Origin of the sequence: Paenarthrobacter aurescens (assembly GCF_025421775.1) — a bacterium.
Classification (GTDB): Bacteria; Actinomycetota; Actinomycetes; order Actinomycetales; family Micrococcaceae; genus Arthrobacter; species Arthrobacter aurescens_B.
Genome location: NZ_JAOEFX010000002.1, coordinates 541,118 through 567,595, shown reverse-complemented (window position 1 = coordinate 567,595; position 26,478 = coordinate 541,118). Strand labels below are relative to the sequence as shown.

At 64.2% G+C, this 26,478-nt stretch carries 20 protein-coding genes; 8 read left to right on the top strand and 12 right to left on the bottom strand.

The window, feature by feature from the left end:
- Positions 1-47: 47 nt before the first annotated feature.
- The 3 genes from N7568_RS05920 to N7568_RS05910 are packed head-to-tail and all read left to right on the top strand — an operon-like array spanning position 48 to position 5,104.
- Positions 48-1,136 carry an AAA family ATPase gene (locus N7568_RS05920; RefSeq protein WP_261608959.1) on the top strand — a complete coding sequence of 363 codons (1,089 nt, stop codon included), beginning with the start codon at positions 48-50 and terminating at the stop codon, positions 1,134-1,136.
- 9 nt (positions 1,137-1,145) lie between these two features.
- Positions 1,146-2,597, top strand: a complete 1,452-nt coding sequence (locus N7568_RS05915; protein WP_261608958.1) for a DUF58 domain-containing protein — start codon at positions 1,146-1,148, stop codon at positions 2,595-2,597.
- Positions 2,594-5,104, top strand: a complete 2,511-nt coding sequence (locus N7568_RS05910; RefSeq protein ID WP_261608957.1) for a transglutaminase family protein — start codon at positions 2,594-2,596, stop codon at positions 5,102-5,104. Before N7568_RS05915 ends, N7568_RS05910 begins: the two co-directional genes overlap by 4 nt.
- A gap of 116 nt (positions 5,105-5,220) precedes the next feature.
- On the opposite strand, the gene N7568_RS05905 is transcribed toward N7568_RS05910, so the two are convergent.
- Complete coding sequence (locus N7568_RS05905; RefSeq protein ID WP_026542786.1) at positions 5,221-6,702, bottom strand: NAD-dependent succinate-semialdehyde dehydrogenase; 1,482 nt, start codon at positions 6,700-6,702, stop codon at positions 5,221-5,223.
- Between the two features lie 160 nt (positions 6,703-6,862).
- Complete coding sequence (gene rsmI, locus N7568_RS05900) at positions 6,863-7,738, bottom strand: 16S rRNA (cytidine(1402)-2'-O)-methyltransferase (protein ID WP_261609035.1); 876 nt, start codon at positions 7,736-7,738, stop codon at positions 6,863-6,865.
- A gap of 125 nt (positions 7,739-7,863) precedes the next feature.
- Here rsmI and N7568_RS05895 point away from each other — a divergent pair, with 125 nt between their 5' ends.
- The 3 genes from N7568_RS05895 to N7568_RS05885 are packed head-to-tail and all read left to right on the top strand — an operon-like array spanning position 7,864 to position 11,722.
- Entirely contained in the window at positions 7,864-9,681 is a 1,818-nt protein-coding gene (locus N7568_RS05895) for a dolichyl-phosphate-mannose--protein mannosyltransferase (RefSeq protein WP_261608956.1), read from the top strand.
- A 10-nt stretch (positions 9,682-9,691) separates the two neighbouring features.
- A complete protein-coding gene (locus N7568_RS05890) occupies positions 9,692-11,524 on the top strand; it encodes an AMP-dependent synthetase/ligase (protein ID WP_261608955.1) in 1,833 nt (610 codons plus the stop codon).
- Between the two features lie 33 nt (positions 11,525-11,557).
- Positions 11,558-11,722: a hypothetical protein gene (locus N7568_RS05885; protein ID WP_261608954.1), complete on the top strand. Its 165-nt coding sequence runs from the start codon at positions 11,558-11,560 to the stop codon at positions 11,720-11,722.
- 347 nt (positions 11,723-12,069) lie between these two features.
- On the opposite strand, the gene N7568_RS05880 is transcribed toward N7568_RS05885, so the two are convergent.
- On the bottom strand, positions 12,070-13,302 hold the full coding sequence (locus N7568_RS05880) for a TIGR01906 family membrane protein (RefSeq protein WP_261608953.1): 1,233 nt from the start codon (positions 13,300-13,302) through the stop codon (positions 12,070-12,072).
- 139 nt (positions 13,303-13,441) lie between these two features.
- Positions 13,442-14,434 carry a stage II sporulation protein M gene (locus tag N7568_RS05875; protein WP_261608952.1) on the bottom strand — a complete coding sequence of 331 codons (993 nt, stop codon included), beginning with the start codon at positions 14,432-14,434 and terminating at the stop codon, positions 13,442-13,444.
- A 106-nt stretch (positions 14,435-14,540) separates the two neighbouring features.
- Between N7568_RS05875 and N7568_RS05870 the strand changes: the two genes are divergently transcribed.
- Positions 14,541-15,347, top strand: a complete 807-nt coding sequence (locus N7568_RS05870) for an RDD family protein (protein WP_261608951.1) — start codon at positions 14,541-14,543, stop codon at positions 15,345-15,347.
- Positions 15,348-15,374: 27 nt separating this feature from the next.
- Here N7568_RS05870 and N7568_RS05865 read toward each other — a convergent pair whose 3' ends face one another.
- From N7568_RS05865 to N7568_RS05845, 5 genes are all read right to left on the bottom strand, one after another.
- A complete protein-coding gene (locus N7568_RS05865) occupies positions 15,375-16,208 on the bottom strand; it encodes a pentapeptide repeat-containing protein (RefSeq protein ID WP_261608950.1) in 834 nt (277 codons plus the stop codon).
- A 187-nt stretch (positions 16,209-16,395) separates the two neighbouring features.
- Complete coding sequence (locus N7568_RS05860; protein WP_261608949.1) at positions 16,396-17,616, bottom strand: L,D-transpeptidase; 1,221 nt, start codon at positions 17,614-17,616, stop codon at positions 16,396-16,398.
- Positions 17,617-17,747: 131 nt separating this feature from the next.
- Positions 17,748-19,226, bottom strand: a complete 1,479-nt coding sequence (gene ahcY, locus N7568_RS05855) for an adenosylhomocysteinase (protein WP_261608948.1) — start codon at positions 19,224-19,226, stop codon at positions 17,748-17,750.
- A 45-nt stretch (positions 19,227-19,271) separates the two neighbouring features.
- Positions 19,272-19,490 (bottom strand): Trm112 family protein, encoded by a 219-nt coding sequence (locus N7568_RS05850; protein WP_261608947.1) that lies wholly within the window; start codon positions 19,488-19,490, stop codon positions 19,272-19,274.
- Between the two features lie 179 nt (positions 19,491-19,669).
- Positions 19,670-20,068 carry a DUF3499 domain-containing protein gene (locus tag N7568_RS05845; protein WP_261608946.1) on the bottom strand — a complete coding sequence of 133 codons (399 nt, stop codon included), beginning with the start codon at positions 20,066-20,068 and terminating at the stop codon, positions 19,670-19,672.
- Between the two features lie 120 nt (positions 20,069-20,188).
- Between N7568_RS05845 and N7568_RS05840 the strand changes: the two genes are divergently transcribed.
- A complete protein-coding gene (locus tag N7568_RS05840; RefSeq protein WP_261608945.1) occupies positions 20,189-20,707 on the top strand; it encodes a metallopeptidase family protein in 519 nt (172 codons plus the stop codon).
- A 92-nt stretch (positions 20,708-20,799) separates the two neighbouring features.
- Here N7568_RS05840 and N7568_RS05835 read toward each other — a convergent pair whose 3' ends face one another.
- From N7568_RS05835 to N7568_RS05825, 3 genes are read right to left on the bottom strand one after another with little or no spacing between them, the layout of a single operon-like run.
- Positions 20,800-22,437 carry a DUF5719 family protein gene (locus N7568_RS05835; protein ID WP_261608944.1) on the bottom strand — a complete coding sequence of 546 codons (1,638 nt, stop codon included), beginning with the start codon at positions 22,435-22,437 and terminating at the stop codon, positions 20,800-20,802.
- A complete protein-coding gene (locus tag N7568_RS05830; RefSeq protein ID WP_261608943.1) occupies positions 22,430-25,801 on the bottom strand; it encodes a glycosyltransferase family 2 protein in 3,372 nt (1,123 codons plus the stop codon). The genes N7568_RS05835 and N7568_RS05830 overlap by 8 nt, the downstream gene beginning before the upstream one ends.
- An 11-nt stretch (positions 25,802-25,812) precedes the next feature.
- A complete protein-coding gene (locus tag N7568_RS05825) occupies positions 25,813-26,358 on the bottom strand; it encodes a WhiB family transcriptional regulator (RefSeq protein ID WP_261608942.1) in 546 nt (181 codons plus the stop codon).
- Positions 26,359-26,478: the final 120 nt, after the last annotated feature.

Here is a 26,478-nt window from a genome sequence, read left to right as displayed (position 1 = left end):
TGCTAAGCGAAGGTTGCGGTGCAGTGGCCACGGCTGAAGGGCAATCCATGGAGTCCAAGCGACAAGTGTCCGTTGAACCAACCCCGCTCCAGGGCGAGGCTTACAGCGCGCTGCCACGGGACGGCGCGGCGCTTAACGGGCACCGGCCGCAGGTCATGGACGCGGAGCGGTTCCACGATGCCAGCGAACGCGTCCTCAGTTCCATCAACAAGGTCATCGACGGCAAAGCAGATGCTGCGAAGCTCGCACTGACGGTACTGCTCGCCCAAGGCCACCTCCTCTTGGAAGATGTGCCCGGTGTAGGAAAGACCCTGCTGGCCAAGACCCTGGCACGGACAGTGGACTGCACTGTCTCGCGCATCCAGTTCACCCCCGACCTCCTGCCCTCGGACGTTACGGGCGTGTCCATTTACAACCAGTCGTCCCGGCAGTTTGAGTTCCGCCCGGGCGCCGTCTTCGCGAACATCGTGATCGGCGATGAAATCAACCGCGCGTCGGCCAAGACACAATCTGCCCTCCTTGAATGCATGGAAGAGCACCAGGTGACCGTGGATGGGCATTCGTACCAACTGGGCTTGCCGTTCATGGTGGTGGCTACGCAGAACCCCATCGAGATGGAGGGCACCTACCCGCTGCCCGAGGCCCAGCGCGACCGCTTCATGGCGAGGATTTCCATGGGCTACCCGGACAAGGACGCCGAGATCGAAATGCTGGAGACGCACCAGGCGTTCTCACCCCTGGCCAAAGTGACCCCCGTGGTCACTGCCGCGGACGTGGCAGCCATGATCGCCACCGTTCAGGAGGTCCATGTGTCCACGGCGATCAAGGAATACACAGTGGCTATCGGGCGGGCAACCCGCGACAGCGCCCGCCTTCGCCTGGGCGCGAGCCCACGGTCATTGCTGCAGTTGTTGCGCGCGGCCAAGGCCACGGCCGCCCTTGACGGCCGCGACTTCGTGCTTCCGGATGATGTGGTGGACGTGGCCGAATCCGTACTCGCCCACCGGATCATCCTGGACCGCAAAGCGGCAAGCTCAGGCGATACGCCGCAGAGCATCCTCCGGGGCATCCTGGCTGCACTGCCGGTTGCCCAGGAACCGCCCGGAGCGTGGCGCAGGGACAGGCACACCGCCTAGGAGGCAGAAATGGCGCTCGTGGATCGGCTCCCCAAGCACTTGTTTACCAACCGCGGCTGGGGCTTGCTTGCGGCCGGGGCCGTCGCACTGGGATGTGCCTACGTCATGGGCAGGCGGGATCTCCTGACCCTCGCGGTCCTGCTGCTCCTCTTGCCGATTGTCGCCCTCGCCGGCGTCCGGGTGCTCAAGCCGAAATTCCAGGTGTACCGGGAGTTCAATCCCTCCACTGTGGAGACGGCCAACACCACCACAGTCCGGATGGCAATCGCCCGGTCCTCCTATTCCACGGGCCACGTGATCATGGAGGAGCAACTGCCTCCCCGCTTCGGGGAGCCTCCGGCGTTCCGTTTCCCCGCAAGGTCGGCTTCCGGGGGCACCAGCCGTTATGAATACCATCTGCGTTCGGGCAAGCGCGGACAGTTCCGGATTGGTCCGGTGACGGCGGAGTTCAGTGACCCCTTTGGCTTGTCCCTGCGTCGGCATTCAATCGACGACGGCGACATCCTCACCGTGACGCCGGCCGCCGTCGAACTTCCCGTGACCGGCCTTGCCGGGGCGCGCGGCAACGACGGCGTGACGGCAACGCGCATCCGTGCCAACCCCAGCGATGACGACATCATGACCCGCGAGTACCGGCACGGCGATCCCATGCGCCGCGTCCATTGGGCCGCTACGGCGCGCCACGGCCAGCTCATGGTGCGTCAAGAGGAGTCGGTCACCACTCCGGAAGCCACCCTCATCCTTGACCAACGCTTCACGGCTTTCGCGGCTGGAACGGCGTCCATGTTCGGAGGCCACGACGAAGATTCGGACCTGGTGACCAATCCCAACTTTGAGTGGATGGTCACGGCAGCAATGTCCATCACGGCCCACTTGGCGGAATGGAACTATTCGCTGCGTGTCCTGGATGCTTTTGGCAGTCCGGCGTTCATCCGTTCGCGCTCGGCGCCGGAGCCGGATACGGAGGAGTTCGCGGGCGCCGGAGGCTTGCAGGCGATCGCGGAGGGGCTTGCCGCCATTGAGCTCAGCGGTCCCCGGCATGCCAGGTCCGAACACAACAGGGCCGAACACCAGAAGGGCGAAAGCCGGGACGCAGTATCGGGCTCGAGCGGCCAGGAAACCGCTGACTCGGTGTTTGATGACCGGCTCATGGATAAACTCGCGGCGCACCGGCTGCGTGGCCCCCTTCTGGCGCTGCTGGGCACGCTGACGGCCGCCGAAGCCAGGACCCTCGCCCCGGCGGCAGCGTATGGCGCAAACGCCTTTGCGTTGGTCATCACCGATCCGTCGCGGAACAACGACGAAGCACTGGAAATTTTGCGTGTCGCGGGCTGGCGAGTGGCTGCCGTGACATCCAGGACACCATTGCCGGCTGCCTGGTCCGCCTTCGATGAAGGTGGAATCGTGGCTGCCGCAGGGGCGGCCATGGACGTGCGGCGCGGAGCGGCGGTGCCCCGATGACGGCCACGTCCCACCGCGGATCCCCCGCGCCAAACCCAACCAGTGGAACGCCCGCCCAGGGGCAGTCCGGTGGGGCATCCCGGCAGCAAGCCCCCGGCCCTGGCCCGTACCCCTGGGTCATGGCGGGCTCAATCGTGGTTGCTGTCCTGGGCGCCGCCCTTTCTTTGAACGGCGTCCTCAGGGGCTGGGCCTGGTTCATGCCCCTGATCACCACGGTGGTTGTTGTCGCACTGACGCTGGCCGTCCTCCGGGCACTCCGCGCCCAGCCGCTGCTCGCGACCTTGGGCTCCTTTGCCACGCTCGCGGGAATACTCAGCTTCACGTTCTGCCGCCAGGAAAGCCTGGCGGGTTTCATCCCCACGGCCGGGACATTCACCGCCGTCGGACGCCTGATCAAACGTGCTGCCGAGACGGTGGTCTCCGAAAGCGCACCTGTGGCGCCCAACGCCGGGATCGTGTTCGTCATGTGCGCCTGCCTGGGGCTCCTGGTGATCTTGATCGACGCGTTGGCAGTTCCCTTGGCGATGCCCGCGGCCAGCGGCATCGGGCTCCTCGCGGTCATGGTGGTTCCAGCCACCATCAAACCCCAGAGCGTGGGCATTGCAGGCTTCGTCGGTGCTGCCGTGGGCTATCTCCTCATCCTGGGGTGCAGCCATTGGTTCGCCCCTGATGCGCGGCTGCAGTCCGGGTCCGGGCGGGGCGCCGGCCAGTTCAGGCGCTCCCTGGTGACTGGTGGCCTCGCGCTGGCCTTGACCATGGTGGTTCCGCTGGCGATTCCCGGCTTCGAGACCGGGACCTTTCCCCAGGGTTCACGGCTAAGTCCGTGGGGCACCTCCAACGGACTTAATCCCATGATCACCTTGGGCAACAGCCTCCGGAGTCCCACGGGATCGGGTCGCATCACCTACGCCACGAGCGCCGATGGCCCTGTGTACCTGAGGTCCGTCACCATCGACCACTTCGACGGCGAAACCTGGGCCCCTGACGATCGTGCCGCGGAGCGGCGCGTGGGTGCCGACAGGATCGAGACCGGATACTCCGTCCAAGGCGAAGTGGTCAATACCGTGACGTCCATCAACGCGGGCCTCTTCACCAGCCCCTACCTTCCTGCCCCGTTCGCGCCGGCCTCGGTGAACGGTCTCAACGGGCGCTGGACCTGGGATCCTGCCACGTTGAGCATCATGAGCACGGAAACCAGCACGCGTGCGCAAAGGTATGTGGTGTTCTCCGCCGCCCCCAAGGTGACGGCGCAGTCCTTGTCCCAGGCCACGGCCGCTCCGGAGGGCATCCCGGAGGACTTCCTCCGGATTCCGGGCAACCTGCCGGACATCGTTCGCCAGACCGCCGATTCCGTGACGGCATCCGCGGGGAGCAACTACGGCAAGGCGTTGGCCCTCCAGAAATACTTGCGCTCCGGCGAGTTTACCTACTCCCTGCAGGCGCCGGTGCAGAACGGCTACGACGGAAATGGCCTTTCGGTCCTGGCAGATTTCCTGGCTGTCAAAAGCGGTTACTGCGTCCATTTTTCCTCGGCGATGGCCGTGATGGCGCGGGCTGAAGGTATTCCGAGCCGCATTGCCGTGGGCTATGCACCCGGCAGGCTCACCGGCGAGTCGGTGGCTTTGGTCGGCCAGGGGTCATTCCCGGAGTACGAAGTGGATGCCCGTGACGCCCACGCGTGGCCGGAGCTCTACTTTGAGGGCCTCGGCTGGGTTCCGTTTGAGCCCACCCCATCGCGCGGTGTGGTGCCCGAGTACGCCACGGAGTCCTCAGCCTCCGGCAACCTCAGTACCAACGCGGACGAGAAGGAAGTCCTGACCACTCCTGCCACTGCAGCGCCCGCCCCTGTGCCCCTGCCCGGAGGCGACACCCCCGAAGCGGGTTCCCCCAGTGCGAATCCGCTTCCCACGATTGCCGCTGCCGCGGCAGGTGTACTGCTGCTGATGGGATTCCTGTGGTCGCCCCGGCTGAGCAGGGCGGTCCTGCGCCGGCGTCGGCTGAACCAAAAGCCACCGGATGACGCCAACGCAACGCTGCCCGGTTCCAAGGATCCTGCCCCGGAACTTGCCTGGGCGGAACTGCAGGACCTCGCAACCGACTACGGCTTGCCGTCAACGCCCAGCGAAACGCCCCGGCACTTCTCCGCCAGGCTCCGCGCGAGTGCTGCCTTGGGTGAGGCGGGAGGACTCGACGACGCCGCACACGTGGCGGTCGCCGCGCTTACCTCGGACTTCGAACGGCAGCGCTATGGGCGCGGGGCTACGGGAGCGCAGGGCGCAGCACCTCCAGCGGCGAGCCGCATCGCCGTCGTCCGTGAGTCGTTGCGGAACAATACCCGCTGGCTGGTCCGCTTCCGTGCGGACTGGCTGCCGCCGTCGATGATGCATCGCTGGGTCCGCGCCCTCGGCGCACCCTTCCGGGCAATAGGGAAGCTCGGGAAGAGTGTGGGGTGGACGCTGGCCCGCTGGTGGCGGTCGCTTCGGGGCCTTCTGCCGCAGCGCCGCTGACCCGGCCGCCAGAGGAACAGCAAAGGCCCGACGCCGGAACTTGTGGTTCCGGGGCCGGGCCCCTGCATGTGTCAACCGTTCTTGTTGCGAGAGCGGTGGACCGGATCCTGCGCAGCCTAGTCGGCGTACGGGTCCGCGATACCTACGTACTGGGTGTACAGGTACTCTTCGATGCCTTCAGAGCCGCCTTCACGGCCCAGGCCGGACTGCTTGACGCCACCGAACGGAGCCGCGGCGTTGGAGATGACGCCGGCGTTGAGGCCGAGCATGCCGGTCTCGATTCGTTCGCTGATGCGCAGGCCACGGTTGAGGTCCTTGGTGAAGACGTAGGCAACCAGGCCGTATTCGGTGTTGTTGGCCAGACGGACGGCGTCGTCTTCGGTGGAGAAGGTGATGATCGGCGCTACCGGCCCGAAGATCTCTTCCTGCAGGATGCGGGCATCAGCTGCGACATTCTTCAGCACGGTGGGCTGGTAGAAGTAGCCGGGACCGTCGACGGCGGCACCACCGGTGACGGCTGTGGCACCTCCTGCTACGGCTTCGGACACCAGGGCGTGAACGCCGTCGCGGGCCTTGCCGTCGATCAGCGGGCCCACCTTGGACTCAGGCTCAGTGCCGCGGGCGGTGGTGAGTGAGCCGATCTTGGCGGCGAACTTCTCGGCGAAGGAGTCGGCGATGGACTCGTGCACAATGAAGCGGTTCGCTGCGGTGCAGGCCTCGCCCATGTTGCGCATCTTGGCTGCGATGGCGCCTTCAACGGCCTTGTCCAGGTCGGCGTCTTCGAAGACCACGAACGGAGCGTTGCCGCCCAGTTCCATGGAGGTGCGCAGGACCTTGTCAGCGGCTTCCCGGATCAGTGCCTGGCCGACCGGGGTGGAGCCGGTGAAGGAGATCTTCCGGAGACGGTCATCCTTGATCAGCGGGCCGGTGACGGCACCGGCGGTGGAGGTCTGGATGACGTTCAGTACACCGGCGGGCAGACCGGCTTCCTGCATGACCTGTGCGAAGAGCAGGCTGGTCAGCGGAGTCAGGTTGGCGGGCTTGAGCACCATGGTGCAGCCAGCCGCGACGGCGGGGGCTACCTTGCGGGTGGCCATGGCCAGCGGGAAGTTCCACGGGGTGATCAGCAAGCAGGGGCCTACCGGCTTCTTCTGCACGAGGAGTCGGTTCTTGCCGTCCGGCGCTGCGGAGTAGCGGCCGGACACGCGGACGGCTTCCTCAGAGAACCAGCGCAGGAATTCGGCGCCGTAAGTCACTTCGCCGCGGGCTTCGGCCAGGGGCTTGCCCATTTCCAGGGTCATGAGCAATGCGAAGTCCTCGGCGCGTTCGGTGACGAGCTCGAAGGCACGGCGCAGGATCTCGCCGCGCTCACGCGGGGCGGTGCGTGCCCAGTCAGCCTGGGCGGCAGCAGCGGCGTCGAGGGCGGCGGCGCCGTCTTCAGCACCGGCGTCGGAGATGCTGAGCAGGACCTTGCCCGTGGCCGGGTCCTCAACATCAAAGGTCTTTCCGGATCCGGCCGGGCGCCACTGACCGTTGATCAGCAGGCCGGTGGGGACGGAAGCCAGCAGTTCGCTTTCGCGTTCAACCGTGACAGTCATGGCGACTCCTTCGTCTTGGGTGCTTTGGAGAATTGCACCACTGGGGTTCGTTGCCGGAAGTGGCTTGAATTACTGCCACGGTACTGCCCCGCGAGAAGGAGTGTCTACGCCTTCACGCACTGCCAAGGAGTCGCTATTTTGTGCAGCTGCACAGCCGGTATCAGCGTGCTGCGAGGACCGCGGAGTACAGCTCGCGCTTGCTGACCCGGGCGTCGTCGGCCACGGCTGCCACGGCCTCCTTCAAGCGGATCCCTTGGGAGATGAGTTCGTTCACCGCTGCTACGTGGTCCTCGGGCTTGCCGGGCGCCTGTTCAGGCGCACCACCCACCACAACCGCGATTTCACCGCGGACTTCGTTGTTCTCTGCCCACTCCAGCAGTTCGCGGAGGGTGCCGCGGATGACTTCTTCGTAGGTCTTGGTCAGCTCGCGGCATACCGCGGCACGGCGCTCAGCCCCAAAACGCTCGTGCAGTGCCCGCAACATGACTTCGAGCCTGTGCGGGGCCTCGAAGAAGACCATGGTGCGGCGCTCATCCGCGAGGTCGACGAGGCGCGAGTTCCGCTCCCCCGACTTCCGTGGCAGGAATCCTTCAAAGCAGAATCGGTCCGTTGGCAGGCCGGACAGGGCAAGTGCCGTCAGCACGGCGGAAGGCCCCGGCACCGCCGTGACCGTCAGGCCGGCCGCAACCGCGCCCTCCACCAAGCGGAACCCGGGATCCGAGACCGCGGGCATCCCGGCGTCGCTGACCATGAGGATGGTCTTTCCAGCGCGTACGTGGTCAAGCAGTTCGCCGGTCTTGGCCACTTCGTTGTGTTCGTGGTAGCTGATGACACGTCCGGAGACTTCCACGCCCAAGGCCGTGACGAGCCGGTGCAAACGGCGAGTGTCCTCTGCGGCCACGATGTCCGAGGTCGCCAGGAGTTCAATCAGGCGGGCGGATGCGTCCCCCACGTTTCCGATAGGGGTGGCCGCCAACACGATCCTGCCGATGCCCGGGGTTGCGCCGGCACCGGCGGCAGGAGTCGCCTCGTACACGTCATCGCTGAAGGGAGCCTCGTCCGGGGTGCTGCGTTGTTCATCCACCTGCCAAGCCTAATGCCGCGCCGTCGTCAACGCCGCACCTCAACGCTGCACCAAGGATGGAAAGGTAGCATGGGCGGGTGAACCAGTCGCCCGTTCCTGCCACCTCTTCCGGAACTCCCGTGGCGTCCCCCGCGACGCCTGGAGCCGGTGACACTGCGGGCGCGGACACCATCGCGGTCCCGGATCCACGGACATCCAAGGATGGGCAGGGGCCCCGGCGGGCCAAGCCCATGGAGGACGGGGCAGGGACGCCATTGCCGGGCCGTGGGCTGGAACGTCACCGTTGGATTGTCCGGCCTGCTGAGGCCTTCACTGCCCAGGCTCTCAGGGACCGCCTGATCGGCGGGGTCCAAAGCTGGCGCGACTATCCGGCGTCGTTGCGTTTGTGGTTCTGGCTGATACCCACCATCACCGCGGTCCTGGGCGGGATTCTCCGGTTCTTCCGGCTTGATGCCCCGCACAGCCTGGTTTTCGACGAGACCTACTACGTGAAGGACGCGTACTCCTATTTGGTGAGCGGCTACGAGCGCAGCTGGCCCGCCAACGCAAACGACTCATTCAACGCCGGAAACCCGAACGTCCTCCTCAACACTCCGGAATACGTGGTCCATCCCCCGGTGGGCAAGTGGATGATCACCTTCGGGATGTGGCTGTTCGGCGGAGACAATCCCTTCGGCTGGCGCTTTAGCGCCGCGCTCACGGGCACGCTGACGGTCTTCCTGGTCTCCCTCATCGCACTGAAACTCTTCCGTTCCCACACACTTGGCGCTGTGGCCGGTCTGCTGCTGGCCATTGATGGCCACCACCTGGTGCTGTCCCGGACAGCACTGCTGGACGTGTTCCTGGCGTTCTGGATCCTGGCCGCATTCGGCGCCTTGCTGCTGGACCGCGACGACGGCCGCCGTCGTTTGGCTTCCCGGCTTGCCGCGCAGGCGGCTGCTTCGCCGGGCGGTCGCCCAACACCCACCCAGCTGGTGGCCGGGCCCTGGCTTGGGATGCGATGGTGGCGCCTCATTGCCGGAATCTGCCTTGGACTCGCCGTCGGAACCAAATGGTCCGCGCTGTTCTTCGTGGCTGCCTTTGGACTGATGACTGTGCTGTGGGACCTGAACGCACGGCGCATTGCCGGCATCCGCAGCTGGTTCAGTGCCGGCATCATCAAAGACGGCCTCCTTGCGTTTGTCACCATGATTCCGGTGGCTGCCGTCACGTATGCGGCAACCTGGACGGGCTGGTTCCTGTCGAAGGACGCTTACTACCGTCAATGGGCGGCCACCAATCCCGCACCCGGATGGGATTGGCTGCCCAACTCCGTGCGGTCCCTGGCGCATTACCACCTTGAGGCCTACAAGTTCCACCAAGGACTGAGCTCGGACCACCCCTATGAGTCCAGCCCCTGGACCTGGCTCGTCATGGGCCGGCCTACGTCGTTCTTCTACCAGGCTCCCAAGCAGGGCACCGCGGGCTGCGTCGTTGAGACGTGTTCCTCGGCCATTCTTCCGGTGGGCAATCCAGTGGTGTGGTGGGGCGGAACCATTGCCCTGGTCATCCTGCTGTTCTGGTGGGCCGGCCGCCGGGACTGGCGTGCAGGCGCCATCCTTGCCGGAGTTGCTGCCGGATACCTTCCGTGGTTCATGTACCCGGAACGCACCATGTTCATCTTCTACGCTGTGTCCTTTGAGCCGTTCCTTGTGCTCGGCCTGACATATGTGCTGGGTTTGGTCCTGGGACGCAGCAGCGATCCTCCATGGCGTCGAAGGTCCGGACTGTACGTTGTTGCCGTGGTCCTGGTGCTGGCTGTCCTGGCAACGGCGTTCTTTTATCCGGTGCTGACAGCGGAAGTCATCAGCTACCAGGAGTGGCGGATGAGAATGTGGATGCCATCGTGGATCTAGGAGGCAAGCAGTGAGGGAAGCGAGCACGGAGCTCCTGGTCGAGGCGGACCCGGACACCAACGTGACGGACCTCCTCCTGGAACGCTGCGCCAAGGATCCGTTCGGGATCCTGTACGCCCACAAGACGGCCAACGGTTGGCTGAATGTCTCCGCTGCAAGGTTCCTCGCCGATGTCACTGCTTTGGCCAAGGGCCTGATCGCTGGTGGCCTCAACGTCGGTGACCCCGTGGCGGTCTTGTCCCGCTCAAGCTTCGAATGGACGTTGGTGGACTTCGCCATCTGGATGGCAGGCGGCGTGACCGTACCCATCTATGAGACGTCGTCAGCCAGCCAGATCGAATGGATCCTGGCTGATTCCGGCGCTCGACGCATCTTCGTGGAGGACACGGCCAAAGCCGACCTTGTCCATGCGGTGGTGAACCGGTCCACGGCACTCGGCGACGATCCCGTGGCGATCATGCGGATGGAGCACGACGGCGACGCCCCCAACCTGACCAGCGTCTCCGCCGTCGGAATCGGCATTATGGACGCCGAACTGGAGCGCCAGCGCAGCGCCGCAACCCTGGCTGACGTCGCCTCAATCGTTTACACCTCCGGAACCACGGGCAAGCCCAAGGGCTGCGAAATCACCCACGGCAACTTTGTCCTGGTGGCGCGGAACGTCATCCCGTTCCTCCCCGAGCTGCTGATGCAGCAAGGCGCACGGACACTGATGTTTCTGCCGCTGGCACACGTCCTTGCTAGGGCGGTCCAGGTTGTTTGCCTCACCGCAGGCATCACGCTGGGGCATAGCGCCGGAGCCGCCGGGCTGATGGCCGACCTCAGTTCCTTCAAGCCCACATTCCTGCTCGCCGTTCCCCGTATCTTCGAGAAGGTCTATGCCGGCGCAGGCCACAAAGCCGCCATGAGCGGAAAGTCCGCGCTCTTCTCCGCAGCGTCAGCAACCGCTGTGGAATATTCGACGGCGGTCGACCTCGCCGCGCGTGGGCAGGGACCCGGGCCGGGGTGGCTTTTGGGTATGAAGCACACCGCGTTCAACAAGCTTCTCTATCCCAAGGTGCGCGAGGTTTTCGGCGGGAACGTGGGCTACACGGTCTCCGGTGCCAGTCCCCTGAGCCTCCGGGACAACCACTTCTTCCATGGAGCGGGTGTTCCCGTGCTGGAGGGCTATGGGCTGACGGAGACCACCGCGCCTTGTACCGTCAACACTCCCAGCATGACCCGTATCGGTACCGTCGGGATCCCCCTCCCCGGCACCACCGTCCGGGTGGCCCAGGACGGCGAAGTGCTGGTCAAGGGCATCGGTGTATTCAAGGGGTATCACCGCAATGAGGCAGCCAACGAGGCCGCGTTTGTTGATGGGTTCTTCCGTACCGGCGACCTCGGCGAACTGGACGAAGACGGCTTCCTGACCATCACCGGCCGCAAGAAGGACCTCCTGGTCACTGCAGGTGGCAAGAACGTGGCTCCGGGCCCTTTGGAGGAGAAACTGCGCGAGCACCCGTTGGTGGGCCAGGCAGTGGTGGTGGGCGACGGCCGGCCGTTTATCGGGGCACTGGTGAGCCTCGATCCCGACGGCTTGGCCGATTGGTGCGCGGAGAACAAGGTCGGTGCCTTGGCACTCGAGGACGCAGCTCGAGACGACCGGGTGAACGCCGCCGTGCAGTCGGCTGTGGACGAGGCCAACAAGCTCGTGTCCGCCGCTGAATCGATCAAGAAATTCGCATTCCTTACGGCTGAGCTCAGCGTCGAATCCGGCCACCTGACGCCGTCGCTCAAACTGAAGCGGGCGGCCGTGGTTGGCGATTTCTCGTCGGTTGTGGAAAAGCTCTACGAAAAGTAGCGGCACCACCTAGGCCGGCTCGAATCACCACCGGTGACCACCGACAACGCGGCCGGTCCCAGCGGGTACGGGCTCCGATACATGGGGCCCGGCATGATCGGGTACCTCGTCGGCGGTCCGGAGATCCACATCGAGACGAAAACGGCAAGACCGTCGTCGCCAGCACAGACCGCCCTGAACAGCTCATCGGTGTCTTGACAGCAGCAAGAAGGTAGAGGAGGAGAACCTCTTGTCGAAACGAAGCTGGCCATTGATGGCGAAGCCGCTGATGTTGGGCATGGTCAGCTTGGCGCACTAACCGGCGGCTTGCAGAGGAGTCCCAAGGTCACCCCCGCCGGCGTCGGCACGGAGTTTCTCTTCTACAAAGCCTCCCGTACGGGCACAATGAAGGGTACAGAATTCCTCGTACTCCTGAGTTCAGCACTGCGAATATCCGCGGAGTGTCGGCACTGGAGCTTTACGGCAATTGAGGAACGGGCTGGATTTCCTGGCGTTCCGTGCTGACTACTTCAGGATCGCCTTCAACCCACGGGCTTCTGCCGCGACTACCGTTTGACTTCTGTTGCTTCCTTGGTGCTTTCATCGTCGTTTGGCACCGCAGCGGCGTCACCCGTGTCGTCGCCGTCCGCAGCATCCTGCTTACCCGCCAGCCCCCGACGCTGCTTGGTGGGCCACGTGAAGATGAACGTCAGCGTCGCTACAAGGAATACCAGGGCGCCAATGACGATGCCCGCGTCGATCCAGAACTGTCCCGGGAAGAGCCGGATGAGGGTGTCCTCCAGCGAGAACGTCCACGTCCCGTTGGCGAAGAAGATCCGGTGGAACTCAGTGAAGAACTGCTGCCAGCTCAGTGCTGCCAGGACAGCGAGGCCAATAATGATGACCAAAGTAACGATGGATCCGGCAAAGAGACCTCGACGGATCCCGCCGTTACTGCGCTTACGCAAGTACAGGATGGCGATGATGCTGAGGATGATGAGCAGCAGGCCGGCACCGAAGGACGACAATATGACCAGCTTGACGTCAGCCATGTGCGCCACTTCGCTGTCCTTGAACAGCTTGGCGCCATCCTGGTTGACCAAGCCACCCAAGTACCGCGGACCGGCCCAGTTGCTCAGGTAGTCCACGGCGTACGAGCCGTACGTCATGCGGTCGTCAGTGCTGAAACCGTAGCCGTCGCCGGGAAAACCAGGGCGGTTGTACTCCACCCACAGGAACAGGGGGCTGGTGACCGCCCGGACGGCGAGCACCAGGAGGATCACCGGATAGAAGACGGCCAACAGAACCTGGAAAACCCGGGGGCCGATCGGTTTCACTTTTGCGGCTTGCTCGCGTTCAGCATTGCGGCGGGCCACTTCGTCTTCCGGCGGACGGACCTGAAGGGCCGACGTCGGCAAAGGTTCCGAATAGTGCGACGGCTGCTTGTCAGTGGAAGCACCAGCGAGCGTGTCAGCGAACAGCGGGGGTTCCGGCTCGACGTCGGCTGCCTCTGCGGCTTTGCGGTCAGCACGGCTCTCGGGCTGGCCGCTGGCCGGCGTGGCTGTAGTGGCCGGCGTTGCGGTGTTAGCAGGCGTCGCGGTAGTGGCCGGCGTGGCGTTGTCAGCAGGTGTCGCGGTAGTGGCCGGCGTAGCGGTATTAGCCGGGGTCGCTTTAGTGGCAGGAGCTGCGCCGGAAGCACTGCTGGAGCTCTTCGGCTTCATCCAGTCGAAGGCCGGTTCGTTGGGGTCCTCATGGACGTCCGTGTCCGGTTCTTGTGGTTTTGGGCTTTTGTCGCTCACAGCGGGTTCACTTCCGTAGGCATCCACCGGCGATTGCTTGCTACCGGCTCTCTTGTCTGCATTCGAGCCTACCGCCCGGCCCTCTTCAGACACGCGGTGCCACCCCGCCTGCGACCAGATCGAAACGTAACTGTAAGGTCTATGCGGCGATGCTGCGATACCCGGCGTCGTGGACAACCAGGTCACCGGTGACACCGGCGCGGGCTGCCCTCCCACCGAGCACCAAGGTATAGACCCAATAACCAGCCAAAACCAGCGCCCCGATGGTGATCTTGGCCCACACAGGCAACGCACTCGGCGTCACGAAGCCCTCCACTATCCCGGAGATCAGCAGGACGAGCACCAACCCGAGGGCAACAGTCATCAAAGACCGTCCTTCATCAGCCACAGCCTGGAGCCGCGTCCTGGGACCGGGCCTCACCATGGCCCAGAAGATCTTGAGCCCGGCCGCGCAAGCAATGAACACCGCCGTGAGTTCCATCAGGCCGTGCGGAAGGATGTAACTGAAGAAGATATCCATCTTTCCCGTCGCCAGGAAAAGCCCGGCCGCGATTCCCAGGCCCTGGGCATTCATGAACAGGATGAACGACACCCAGAACCCGGTGATTCCAAACGCCACAGCTTGGGCGGAAATCCAGGCGTTGTTCGTCCACACAGCGCCTGCGAACGAGGCAGCGGGATTCTCCGAGTAGTAGTCAATGAAGTCCTCCTCCACGTACTGCTGCACTTTTGCATCACTGGCTACGGCCCTCAAAGCATCCGGTGACGTGCCGATCCACAGGGCATAAGCACCCGCTACCAGCACGAAGGCAAGCCCGCACCAAAGAGTCAGCCAGCGGATTCGGTAGAACGCCGCGGGCAGGGAAATAACGAAGAACCGTGCCAAGTCCTCCATAAAATTCGAGCGTGCCCCCGTAAAACGTGTCCGGGCCTGGGCCAGCGCCGCAGACAAGGACGCCGACAAGCCTGTCTCCGGGGCCACAGAGCGAATCAGGGACAGATGCCCGGACACCGTTTGGTACAGCCGCAGCAGTTCGTCTGCTTCGGCTCCAGTGAGCCGGCGCTTGTGCGCCAGAAAATGAAGCCGGGACCACTTGTCCCCCTGTACGGCCGAGAAGGCGTCAATGTCCACGGCACCACCCTAGCCCCTGTGCCACCCGCCGGGTCAGTGCCGCGGCTAGACTCATTGATGCGGGCACGCCGTGGGCCCGCTGCGTTTGCGAAGTATGGGGGCGGGCATGAGTTCAATCATCACCGGCGAGGCAGTGGTCCTGGAGTTGCGCCCGGCATCCTTCGCTGCCCGTGCACTGGGGCTCATCCTCGACGTCATCTCCCAGGTCGTCCTCGCCATACTGCTCATCATCCTCATCAGCGCCGCCTCCCAGGACCTCGATGACGCCGCCATCCAGGCGTTGGTCCTCAGCAGCGTCGTCTTCTCCGTCGTCATCGTCCCTATCGCCGTGGAGACACTCACCCGCGGACGGTCCCTGGGGAAGCTCGCCACAGGACTACGCATCGTACGCGACGACGGCGGCTCCATCCGATTCCGTCACGCGCTCATCCGTGGTCTCCTCGGTTTCCTGGAGATCTACATGACGTTCGGTGGCCTGGCCATCGGAGTAGCGCTTTTCAACGACAAGTCCAAGCGTCTGGGCGACATCGTCGCCGGCACCTACTCGCTCCGTCAGCGTGTTCCCTCCAAGCCCCGGATCATGCCCGTGGCACCCCACTATCTTCAGGCCTGGGTAGCCATGGCAGATATAGGCAGGGTCCCCGATGCCACCGCGCGCAGGGCAGGAACGTTTGTGCAGCAGGCGTACCTCATGGCTCCGGCATCGCGCGTCAACATGGCGGCATCCCTGGCCTCCGAACTCGCAAGGTACGTCGCCCCTCCCCCTCCCTCAGGCACCATCCCCGAGGACTACATCGGGGCAGTCCTCGGGGAACGACGCAACCGCGAGCTCGCCCGCCTGCGCCAGGCGGAGCAGCGGAACGCGACTGTCGGAGAACGACTCAGGAAGCTGCCGTACAGTCACGGGTCGTAGCTCCGGTGCGGCTGTTACCAGTCAAAATCACCACTGAGTCGGTCTAGTGAGCCGTTCCGGCAGGAGGGTGGTGGAGTCTCCTTCGGCGGCATTGATCTGCGGTTGGGTCAGGTACAGGGCCTTGGAGAGGTCCGCGCCGTGGAGTTGTGCTCCGCGAAGATCTGCTCCCAGGAGGTCGACTGCCGTGAGGTCGCTGTTCCTGAGGTTGGCTCCGATCAGGTAGGCACTGCGGAGGTCTGCTCCGCATAGACCCCGGTTGGCAAGGTTGGCCCCCATGAGGTCTGCTCCGCTCATTTCCAGGTGACGAGGGCCGCCGTCGAGCGTCTGCTTGTCCTCGGCACCGTAGGAGGCACGCAGTTCTTCGCTGACCTCCATCAGGAGGACCCGCACCTCTCCGTGCAAGGTTTCGACGTCGGCGCCCAGGACCGTGGAGGCGTCGCCTTGGGCGGTGGCCGCTATGCGTTCAGACAGGTGGTCCGCGGTGGATGCCAGGTCAGGATCGAAGGTCCGTTGCCGGGCCTCAGCCAGGTACCAGAGCATCTCGTGGAGTTGCCTGACAACCTTGAACACAGCGAACATCGAGGACTTGGATGAGGGGTCCTGGGTCCAACTGGTTCCCGCGAAAGTTCCCTGGGAAACCACTTGGCCGGCGCCGAAGCAATCAAACACCGTGCAGCCGCGGAAACCCCGCGGCAGCAGGCGTTGATGGATCGAGCAGGAAAAGTCGTCCGCCATGTTCGGGCAAGCTACGGCAGCTGGCTTATCGATGGCAAAGTCGGCAGAACGTGTGAATCCGAGCGCGGTGCAGCAGAGTGCAAAGCAGTTGCCGCAGTCAGGGCGAAGGTTTGGTGAAAAAGTCATGCGTGCTCCAGGTGATGAGGAGGGGTCCGGTGGAAGAGGCCTGGGAACCCGTTAGCGGGTTCCCCTGAGGGACACCCGGAATCACCGTGGAGGGCAGCACAAAGAGCAGGACCGACGAGATGTCAGCGCTGGAAAAATGAGTCAAAGCGCGCAGGAAATAATCACTGCAACGATCTTAACAGCAGGACTACCGTTGGGCGTAGCTCGCCCAGGGGATGTTCCAATCCCCGAACCCTTCCAAAGGTTCCACGGCCGGCGCGCCGGTGTTCAGGATCTGGACAACATCGCCGGTCTTCATGTTGTTGAAGAACCATGCAGCGTCGTCCGGCAGCAGGCCTACGCAGCCATGGGAGACGTTCACCCGGCCAATGGCACCCCAAGCGGATTCGAGGGCTTGGTGTACGTAGACACCGGACCACGTCAGGCGGTTGGCATAATCCACCACCATCGGCGCATAGTAGCCCTTGTCCCCCGGCTTAAGGCCGATGCTGCCGGCATTGAAGTTGGATTTGCGCTCCTGCTCCAGGATCACGGCGTACCCCGTAGGAGAGAGCCAGTCCTCGCCACCGAGGGACACCGGAGCCGTGTGAACCAGTTGTCCGTCGGAGTACACGTTCATGGTCTTGGTGGTGTCATCCACCACGGCCACGCGCTGGGGGCCGGTGGTAAACGTGGAAACGACGTCGGCATTGCCGATCATCTTGTTACCGAAGTCCACTCCCAGGAGTTTCATGTCCACGGTGACCGTGGTCCCGGAAGCCCAGAAAGCTTCAGGACGGATCCGGACCTTCTTGTCCGAGTACCAGTGCCAGGCCACAGGCTGGCCTGAGGAAACCGTGATGGCAACGCGCTTCTCCATGGCTGCCTTGTCAACTACCGGCTCGCTGAAGTTGATTTCGATGGGCTGCCCGGATCCCGCCGTAGTGCCGTGGCGGGGGTAAATGGACGCGTCTGCCTCATAGGCTGCTGAAACCGTGGTGAAGGTTTGGGTCTTTTTGGTTTCCTTCCCCGCGGTGTCCACCACGGTGAAGGAATAGCTGTACTGGGTCTTGAATTTCAGGACCTCCGACGTGGTCCACGTGCTGCCATCAGGGCTCGTCTTGCCCTGCACAGGCGTGCCTCCGTCCACCGGCGCCAGCACAACGTCCTTGACCTTGCCGTTGACCGCTTTGATTTGCGGGCCCACCACGGGGTTCCACTCAATCGCTCCGTCCAGCGGGGTGATCCCCAGCTCAACGGGCTTGGCCTCCACGGTGGGAGCCGGCGACGGAGCAGCGGCACCATTCTGGGTTGAACCAGCCAGCAGCCCCGGCACGGTCACCACGCCAATTCCGCCCACGGCAATAGCAGCGCAGATCCCTACGATGGCAAGGATCTTGCCCGTTTTCCGTTTGGCGACTTCCGTCATGGTTCCCGTCTTCCTGTCCCCCGGCAAGCAATACTGAACACCCAATTCTAGCCGAAAGGCCGGCCACGCTTATCGCATGTCCGGCCTTTCACCATCGATTGGGGTTTCGCGGAGCTTCCGAAGCGGAGCTTTTAGTAGCGGTAGTGCTCCGGCTTGTACGGTCCAGCGACATCCAGGTCCAGGTAGTCCGCCTGGTCCTTGCTCAGTTCCGTCAGCTCAACACCAAGAGCGTCCAGGTGCAGTCGCGCCACCTTCTCGTCGAGGATCTTCGGAAGGACGTAGACCTGCTTCTGGTACTCACGCTCACCGGCAGGCTGGTCCTTTTTGGTCCACAGCTCAATCTGCGCGATGGTCTGGTTGGCGAAGGAGTTGCTCATCACGAAGGAGGGGTGGCCGGTAGCATTGCCCAGGTTGAGCAGGCGGCCCTCGGACAGAACAATGATTGAACGCTCGGAACCCGTGCCGGACTCGAAGACCCACTCGTGGACCTGCGGCTTGATCTCCACCTTCTTGACTCCGGGGATCTTTGCAAGCCCGGCAATGTCGATCTCATTGTCGAAGTGGCCGATGTTTCCAACGATCGCTTTGTTCTTCATGCCCAGCATGTGCTCGGCCATGATGACGTCCTTGTTGCCAGTGGTGGTGATGAAGATGTCACCCTGCGCCAGAACGGACTCCAGCTTGGCCACCTGATAGCCGTCCATCGCAGCCTGCAATGCACAGATGGGGTCGATCTCGGTCACGATGACGCGGGATCCCTGGCCACGCAGCGCCTCCGCGGCGCCCTTGCCCACATCGCCGTAACCGCACACGACGGCCACTTTGCCGCCCATGAGGACGTCCGTTGCGCGGTTGATGCCGTCCGGCAGGGAGTGGCGGATGCCGTATTTGTTGTCGAACTTGCTCTTGGTGACGGAGTCGTTGACGTTGATGGCCGGGAACAGCAGTTTGCCCTGCTCGGCGAGCTGGTACAGGCGGTGGACGCCTGTAGTGGTTTCCTCTGTCACGCCCTCGATGCGGGCAGCCAGGCGTGTCCACTTCCGGGGGTCAGCTGCGAGCGTCCTGCGGAGGAGGTTCAGGATGAGGACGTATTCCTCGGGATCTTCTTCGGTGGCGGTGGGAACTGCGCCTGCGGCTTCGAACTCGACGCCCTTGTGCAGCAGCAGCGTGGCGTCGCCGCCGTCGTCGAGAATCATGTTGGGACCCAACTCCGGATTGGCGTCAGCGCCCGGCCAGGTGAGGATCTGCTCTGCAGTCCACCAGTACTCCTCCAGCGTTTCGCCCTTCCACGCGAAGACCGGGACTCCCTGGGGGTCTTCCGGAGTGCCCTTGCCGACGACGACGGCGGCGGCTGCTTCGTCCTGGGTGGAGAAGATGTTGCAGGAGGCCCAGCGAACCTCGGCGCCCAAGGCCGTGAGGGTCTCGATGAGGACTGCGGTTTGAACCGTCATGTGCAGGGAACCGGCGATCCGTGCGCCCTTGAGCGGCTGCGAGGCGCCGAACTCTGCCCGGAGCGACATGAGGCCGGGCATTTCGTGCTCTGCGAGACGGATCTGGTGGCGGCCTGCCTCCGCAAGGGTGATGTCAGCCACTTTGAAGTCAAAAGTCATGGAAGTCCTTAGGGGTACCGTGCGGGTTTGATGAAGAAGAGTGCGTCAGGCCTTGGAATCGTGCTGGCTGGAGCCGGCAGCATTGGCCGCGGCCAGCAGTTCCGGAGGCAGGAGCAGCGGGATGCCGTCCTCGATCGAGTAGCGGAGTTTTACACCGTCCGCGGCGGCAGTGGTGGAGACCAACTCCTCGCCCTCCTGGACCAGCGGTGAACCCGTCACGGGGCAGCGCAGGATGGACAACAGTTCAGGACTGACCTTTGGCATGAATGATGCTCCCTGGGTGGCGCCGGCGTGGCGCCGCTGGCGGATTTATCTGCAGATTCCAGCCTACCGCGCAGGATCAGCCCGGTTGGAGCACGACGACGAATTGAGTCCGAAGCGGGAAAACTCGTCCGGAAGACTATGTCTGTTCGGCTGAGACGGGCCGGCCGGAACGGGCCTCGTCAGGACGGTTCGCGCAGGATACGCAGGTGGCCTCGACGGGTTCCTTCGACGCCTGCGGGCGGTTCCATTTGTGCGTGGTTGTGCCGGGCAGGCGTTTCAGGGGCGGCCGATGCCGCCTCCCGGACCGCATTGGCCAGAGCGAGAAGATCATCAGGACCGGGCTCCGGCGGGGTGGCCGGCATCGCCAGGCGCAAGACTTCCCAACCTCGTGGAACCGTGAGGCTCTCCGCGTGCTGTGAGCAAAGATCATAAGCATGCGGTTCGGCATACGTTGCCAAGGGACCCAGGACAGCGGTTGACTCTGCGTACACGTACGTCAAAGTGGCCACCGCGGACTGGCGGCAGGCTGACCTTGAACATTGACGAATAGCACCCACAACATCCCAGATTAGCGCCATTTGGCACTCACATTGCGCATTGTGCGTCCGTGGCCCACGAACTCCACGGAGTATCAACAGCTCCGGCGCGGTGCGTGCCATGATGTCGCGCTGGCGGTTGCTCGGGACTAAAGTCGATATATGCAGTCACAGCCACATGTTCCCGGGTTCACCATCCGGTGGACTGACGCCGATGGCGATCAGGCAGAGGAACACGCCGGTTCAGGTGTCCGCGGTTTCCGGCGGCGCCGGCGCAATCGCCACGGGCGGGGCCTGCGTGGCGAATTGATGCTCCCCAACCTTCCCGGTTTCCGAACACGCGCAGAGCGTTTCGACGACATGGTGCTGGACTCGGCGGAGCGGCTGCAGGACATGTGGGGCAAACAGCTCGATGGTGTCCTCTTCGCAGTCGATGAAATTCCGCCCAACCTTGAGCAGTTGGTCGCGTCCGGAAGCACTGCCCCCATGGGCTCCTACACGCCCGGTGGTCGCGGCGAGGCACCCATGATCACGGTGTACCGCCGGGTGGTGGTGCAAGGATCCAACACCCGTGAGGAATTGCAGGACCTTGTCCACGACGTCGTGGTGGAGTACACCGCCGAGATGCTGGGTGTCCCTCCGGAAACTTTGGATCCCGTTTACCGCCGTCGGTATCAATAACGTCGCATCAATAGGTACGTATCAACAGGTACGTATCAACAACGTCGCATCAATAACGACGGCGGTCGGCGCCCTGTGCGTTCCGGGCACGGCTAGTAGCCCACTGCGACCGGGACCTTCTCGAGCCCCGCGGCCGCATCCTGGATTGCCATGACTGAAACGTCAGGGCGCCCTTGCTTGCCCAGGACCAGCGCTCCATAAATCGGGTCACCGGAAGCCGAAACCACATAACCCGCCACCAGCGCATCGCCGGACTTTGCAGGAAGCTCGATCAGCGAGGTGGTCCCGCCTGACATGTCCACGTCGACGGCTTTGCCAACCTTGCCGTCGGTGGTCACGGGAGCGTAAGTGACCGTTCCACGGCCCTCGGGCACACCGAAGCTCAGGAACCTCTGTCCGTCCCGGGGTATTGCCACCAAGTGCTGGCTGCCGAGCCGCGCTGATGATGGCGACCACGCGAAGTCCGTTGCTTCCTCTGCCTTGGCGCCACGTGTTATCCGGGAGGATGCCACAAAAGCCACATCCGAGCTGGCGCTGACCGTGTAAGTGCCGGCCGGAATGCCCTCGAGGTTCAAGGTGGCCACCGACCCGCCTTTCACCGTGACCACTCCACCGCTGGGGATCTTGCGTTCACCGTTGGCTCCGTAAAGGCTGACCTGCACTACGGCATCGGTGGAGCCCGGTACGGCGATCTGAAGTGCCGGGACCGCATCCGCGAAACCCGATTTACTGGCCAGTGCTTTGGTGGCTGCCGGATCCTGGATATCAATTCCGGACATCACTTGCAGGTTTGACGGCCCGGAGCCCGGCGAAAGGTACTCAACGCCGCCGGGAGCAAGTCCACGCAGCACGCTCTGCTGAATGGTTCCGGCCACCGGGCCACCTGTGCTGCGAACGTGGACGGCAAGCTGGGATTCGCCCGGGGCCAGCCCGGCGAGGTTCACCGAGCGGGTGGTTCCAGGAGCTACCAGGAGGCCGCGCGCCCCGGGGGCCAGGATTTGGCCCTTGTACCCAAAGAGGTCCAGGTTCACCGTCGCCGGAGTCTCCGAGGCGTTGCTGAGATTCAGGACGGCGGTGCGTCCCACGGCGGTGTTGGCTCCCAACAGCCAAGCGTCGTTGCCTGGCGGCTGGCATTGGGCCGAGGCCAAGCCACGGAGATCGCCATCGGTGGCCGAGTAGCTGAGGTTGGCGGCCAAGGAGGCCTGTTCGTTCCCCAAGGGGTCAGCCCCCACCACAGCGGGCGAGGTGACCGGGGAAATGGACGCGATACCTGCCGCCAGCACCGGCGGTCCGGCCGTCGGCGTGGGAGTGCTGGTGGGTGCCTTGGCGATCTCCGCCACCGCGTCACCTCGCAGTGACGTCACTTTGCTGCCGGGAATCGTTCCCGCTGGATTGCTCAGCACCACGGCGTTGAGGGCGCTCGTGGCGGTAGTGGACACCGGGCTGAACTCGGCATCCGTTCCCACGACGGTTCCGTTGACCAGCCTCGCGGGTTCGGGGCATACACCCAAGGCACGGCCTGCAGGAACGTCAGCCTGCCGGATATCCATTGCCGTGCCACCGGAAGGCTCAGGCATCATCGACGTCGCGGCGACAGCTCCACCCCCCGCTGCCAGGATAACCACGGCGGACAGGACCCCGGTGATGACGCCCTTGTTGGAGCTCCTCGAGCCCTTGCTGGAGCTGCGGGACGTTTTTTCATCGACCGCCTGCTTCTGGTCGTCAGACACTGCTGTACTCCTTACGGAGGGAGACTTCATCCCTCGACATGCCGGTTCGGGTGCGGCGCGCGGGCATCGGGATGGCCAACAGGACCGTCAGTCCGATCACCACGGCCTGAAGGATGGCGAACCATGGTGCCCAGGGGTTCGTATAGCGGATTTCCAGGTCACCCCCGCTGGAGGGGAGTTCGAAAGCCTGCGACCACCCCGAGGTGCTGGCTTTCAGCTGCCGGCCGTCCATCCACGCGGTCCAGCCGGGATCCGACCGTTCGGCGAGAACAACTTTCCGCCCCTCGGCCCCCGCTGGCACCGCCGCGTCCACGGACACTTCTTCGGCCGGCAGTGTACCGACTGTGACGTCCTTGGAATCGACGATGCGCACGCGGTGGGCCGTATCGGCAGCGGTGGCCGCAGGCTGGTTCCGTGGCGTGACACGCCACAGCCATCCGGCGTCGGTTTGGCCAACAGCTACGAGCCCAGGCACAGCATCAATCCTGCTGGCCGTCAGCTGTGCTGCGTTGTCCGCGGCCTTCAGGACCACGAATCCGGCACCAAGTTGTTCCAGGTCGGCCCGGGGATCCACGCCAGTGCTCGCCACGATGGTTGCAACGGCCCTTCGGAGCGAGGCGGTGGCAGCATCGTCGGCGGCAATTTCTTCGCGACCAGGTGCACCAATGATGGTTCTGGCCGAAGCGATGGTGGACAGGCTATCCAGGGTGGTCCCGGCGCCGCGCATGAGGGACGACGTATAGGCACCCTGCTCACCGCTGGTAATGACCAGCGTCCGGGTGCGCTCAGGTCCTTGTCCACGGTCCACGGCAGTGGCTGGCAACGTCCCGGCGTCCACCGGCCTCACCTGGCGTTTGGAACCTAGCGACGACGACGGTTCGGTAGCGTTTTGCGCTGTGGCGGTCCCGGGCGCGGGTGAAGGCTGGAGGACGTTTTGGACCGTCCAGGCGCTCAGGCCGGCCAAGGGGCCGGCGACGAGAAGCGTCAAGACAATTCCTGACGCCAGGCGCCGCAGCGGCAGCTTTCGACGACTGGCATCGGTCATCCTGCGGGGAGCAGCAAAGACCTTATCCGCACCAATAACGGCCGCACCAAGCAGCAAGATGCCCGCAGCGGAAACAGCCGGACCCGTGAAGGGTCCAACAATCACGTTGTTGTTGACTCCCGTGGCTACGTGCCCCACCAGCCAGCCGCTCGCCAGGATGGCCAACGCTGCCAGCCAGAAAACGCGGGCAAGTGCTGTGCGCTTGCCCGGGAGGAACAGGGCCGTCACGGCAAGGGCGAAGACTGGTGCACTGACCAGCAGGGCCAACAGCAATGCCCAGGGCACGGCGCCAGGACCGAAGAACGCCAAACCGGTGAGGCCGCCGTCGATATCGAAGGCCAGCGGCTGGCCCAGCAGTTGCTGCCACAACGGCGCTGCATCAAAAGCGAGGGGCACACCAGGATCGCCGAGCAGGGCACGGGGCCTGTCGAGCACGGAAATGCCGTAAGGAAGGAACAGTGCAAAAGTGGGCAGAAGTGACCACCACAGCGTCTTGCCCCTCTGTCCCAGGATCACTGCGGCCAGAATGACCGCGACGGCGACAGGGCCCAGGAGCGATGGCGCCGAGGCAGTGACAATCGCCATCGCCAAACCACCAGCCGCGGCAGCTGTCCACGACGGTGTTCCGTTAATTCCCGGCTTCCCGAGGATTGGCGCCGGGCGCCTGCTAAGTCCGGTTCCCGGAAGCGAAGGCACTTGGCCAATGGCAGATCCGGAGGCACGCAACAGGGCCAGAAGCAACAGCGGCATCATCATGTGCGCCATCAGCGCTCCAACACGGCCCTCGTTAACGGCAATCAGGAGTGCGGGTGCGGCGGACCAAGCCAATGCAGCGACAGTGCGGAAGCGGCGCTTGGTAGTCAACGCACCAGCGGCGAACCACGCGCCAAGGGCGGACAACGGCATGGCCAAAATCAGCAGCCAGGCCATGGCTGAATTGCCGTCTCCCCCACCGAAGAGGGACAACAGCCACAAGACGTAGCCGAACGGATCACCGTGGCCGGGCAACCCCGTGCCGAGGGAGATCCACCAGGTGGATGCGTTGGCCCACATGTCTGCGGGCGATGCGGAAAGCGGCAGTAGCCCGCCACCGGCCACAGTGCCGGAGCGGAGGAGTCCAAGCAGTCCAACCAGCGCGGCGGCAAGGGCCAGCAAGGCAGCTGCGACGGCGCCTGTTCCCACCCAGCCCCGCTCGTTGGTGGCCAGCGCCGCAAAGTCGTCTGCGGCGTCGCCGCTCGGTTCGGGGGCAAGCAGGTCAGAGACAGCGGCGGTTTCATCGCTGGGGCGGATCGCTTCCAGCAACGAACGCCTGTTGGCCCTTACCTCGCGTGTGGACGTCTGCAGACCGCGGACCACGGAGCGGTGGACCCGGCGCGTCGCAGCGGCAACGCGGCGGCCCCTGCCAATTGCCACGGGGCGGACCAACGCGGCAATAGTGGCGGTGAACTGCGAGAAGCCATAGCCCGGTTCCTTGACCAGGATGCTTAGCACCAGGCGAATGATGGCACCGAACAAGGCTCCAACGGCTTGGAAAGGCACGTTCCACCACGGCGTGTGCTTGAGGCGCATGTGGATCTGGGCTTTGCGTGCCGCGGAGGATGTGCCCAGGCCATGGGGACGGTGCTCCACGTGGAACATACGGGCGCTGGGAACCACTACGACGCGGTTGCCGGCGAGCCAGTTGCGCCAGCAGAAGTCAACGTCATCGCCGCTTCCGGGCAGCGCTGGGTCAAAACCCTGCAGCTGCTCCCAGACATCGCGGCGGATCAACATACCGGCAGAATTCACGGCGAAGGTGTCCGTGCGGGCGTCGTATTGCCCTTGGTCCACCTCGTCGGCATCGATCAACGTCAGGCGCTCGGCCCAGCGGCTCGTGGAAAGCCCTACGTCCACCAGATGCCGCTCATTGTCCCAGCCGAGCTGTTTGCAGCCCGCCACGGTTACCGAAGGGGCCCGTTCCACGGCGTGGAGGAGCTCCGCCAGCGCATCCGGTGCCGGGGCGGCGTCGTCGTGAAGGAGCCAGATCCATTGGACGGAATCATTATCCGTTCCATTGCCGCCCCCAGCCGTCCCGTCGTCGGGAGCCAGGGCCTGCAGGCCTGCTTGGACAGCGGCGCCAAAGCCTGACTTCGCCTGCTGGAAGGTGGTGACGTGGCCTTGGCCGAATGCTTCACGGAGCAAATCCAGCGAATTATCCGTCGAACCTGTATCAACGCCAATGGCGGCATCTGCCGGACGCGTCTGGTCCGAGAGTGCCGCCAGTGTCCTGGGGAGATAGTTGCCGCCGTCGTGGGAAACCACGACGGCGGTAACATGCACTTCCTTGAGAATTAGACCGCTCGCTTCCTTAGCCGACGACGTTCCCGCTCAGAGAGTCCGCCCCAAATACCGAACCGCTCGTCGTTGGCGAGGGCGTACTCCAAGCACTGCGAACGGACGTTGCACGCTCCGCAGACTTTCTTGGCGTCCCTGGTTGATCCACCCTTTTCAGGGAAGAACGCTTCCGGGTCGGTTTGTGCACACAGCGCATCAGTCTGCCACCCGAGTTCGCCTTCGTCATCGAAGTCGCCTTGGCCGGGCAGGCCGATCCACACCGGCTGCCCGGGTGCTTCCGTCGGACGACGCAGCTCCATGGGAGGGTCGTCCACATCTTCGTCCGGTCCAGCTGGCAAATCACCGATCAATGCCTCGTGTGCGGCCAGGAGGGCAGTTGCCTGATCCTCCAACGACTCCTGCACATTCTGGTTGTATCGGTCTGCCGCTTCCGGATCCGCAGGATCGACGTACCAATCTCCCGGCACTTCCCGCGAACGGTATTTCACCGACGCATGTTCTGCGACGACTGCATCTTCCTGGATACGCAACGCTTGCCCCATGGCGTCCCTCCTGATTTTGCAGCTGCTGCTTGGATGTATTTCCGACTCCCGGCGACGTTCCGGTCATCTGTGCAGCGGCGTTTGATTACTAATTACACGCGTGTAACTACCCGCCAGTCA

Excerpts from the sequence above, each read along its gene's own strand:
- N7568_RS05840 (WP_261608945.1), top strand. The coding sequence starts at position 20,189 with ATGCAGTCACAGCCACATGTTCCCGGGTTCACCATCCGGTGGACTGAC.
- N7568_RS05910 (WP_261608957.1), top strand. The coding sequence starts at position 2,594 with ATGACGGCCACGTCCCACCGCGGATCCCCCGCGCCAAACCCAACCAGT.
- N7568_RS05845 (WP_261608946.1), bottom strand. The coding sequence starts at position 20,068 with ATGGCGCTAATCTGGGATGTTGTGGGTGCTATTCGTCAATGTTCAAGG.
- N7568_RS05920 (WP_261608959.1), top strand. The coding sequence starts at position 48 with ATGGAGTCCAAGCGACAAGTGTCCGTTGAACCAACCCCGCTCCAGGGC.
- N7568_RS05825 (WP_261608942.1), bottom strand. The coding sequence starts at position 26,358 with ATGGGGCAAGCGTTGCGTATCCAGGAAGATGCAGTCGTCGCAGAACAT.
- N7568_RS05870 (WP_261608951.1), top strand. The coding sequence starts at position 14,541 with ATGAGTTCAATCATCACCGGCGAGGCAGTGGTCCTGGAGTTGCGCCCG.
- N7568_RS05865 (WP_261608950.1), bottom strand. The coding sequence starts at position 16,208 with ATGACTTTTTCACCAAACCTTCGCCCTGACTGCGGCAACTGCTTTGCA.
- N7568_RS05915 (WP_261608958.1), top strand. The coding sequence starts at position 1,146 with ATGGCGCTCGTGGATCGGCTCCCCAAGCACTTGTTTACCAACCGCGGC.
- N7568_RS05905 (WP_026542786.1), bottom strand. The coding sequence starts at position 6,702 with ATGACTGTCACGGTTGAACGCGAAAGCGAACTGCTGGCTTCCGTCCCC.
- N7568_RS05850 (WP_261608947.1), bottom strand. The coding sequence starts at position 19,490 with ATGCCAAAGGTCAGTCCTGAACTGTTGTCCATCCTGCGCTGCCCCGTG.
- ahcY (WP_261608948.1), bottom strand. The coding sequence starts at position 19,226 with ATGACTTTTGACTTCAAAGTGGCTGACATCACCCTTGCGGAGGCAGGC.
- N7568_RS05860 (WP_261608949.1), bottom strand. The coding sequence starts at position 17,616 with ATGACGGAAGTCGCCAAACGGAAAACGGGCAAGATCCTTGCCATCGTA.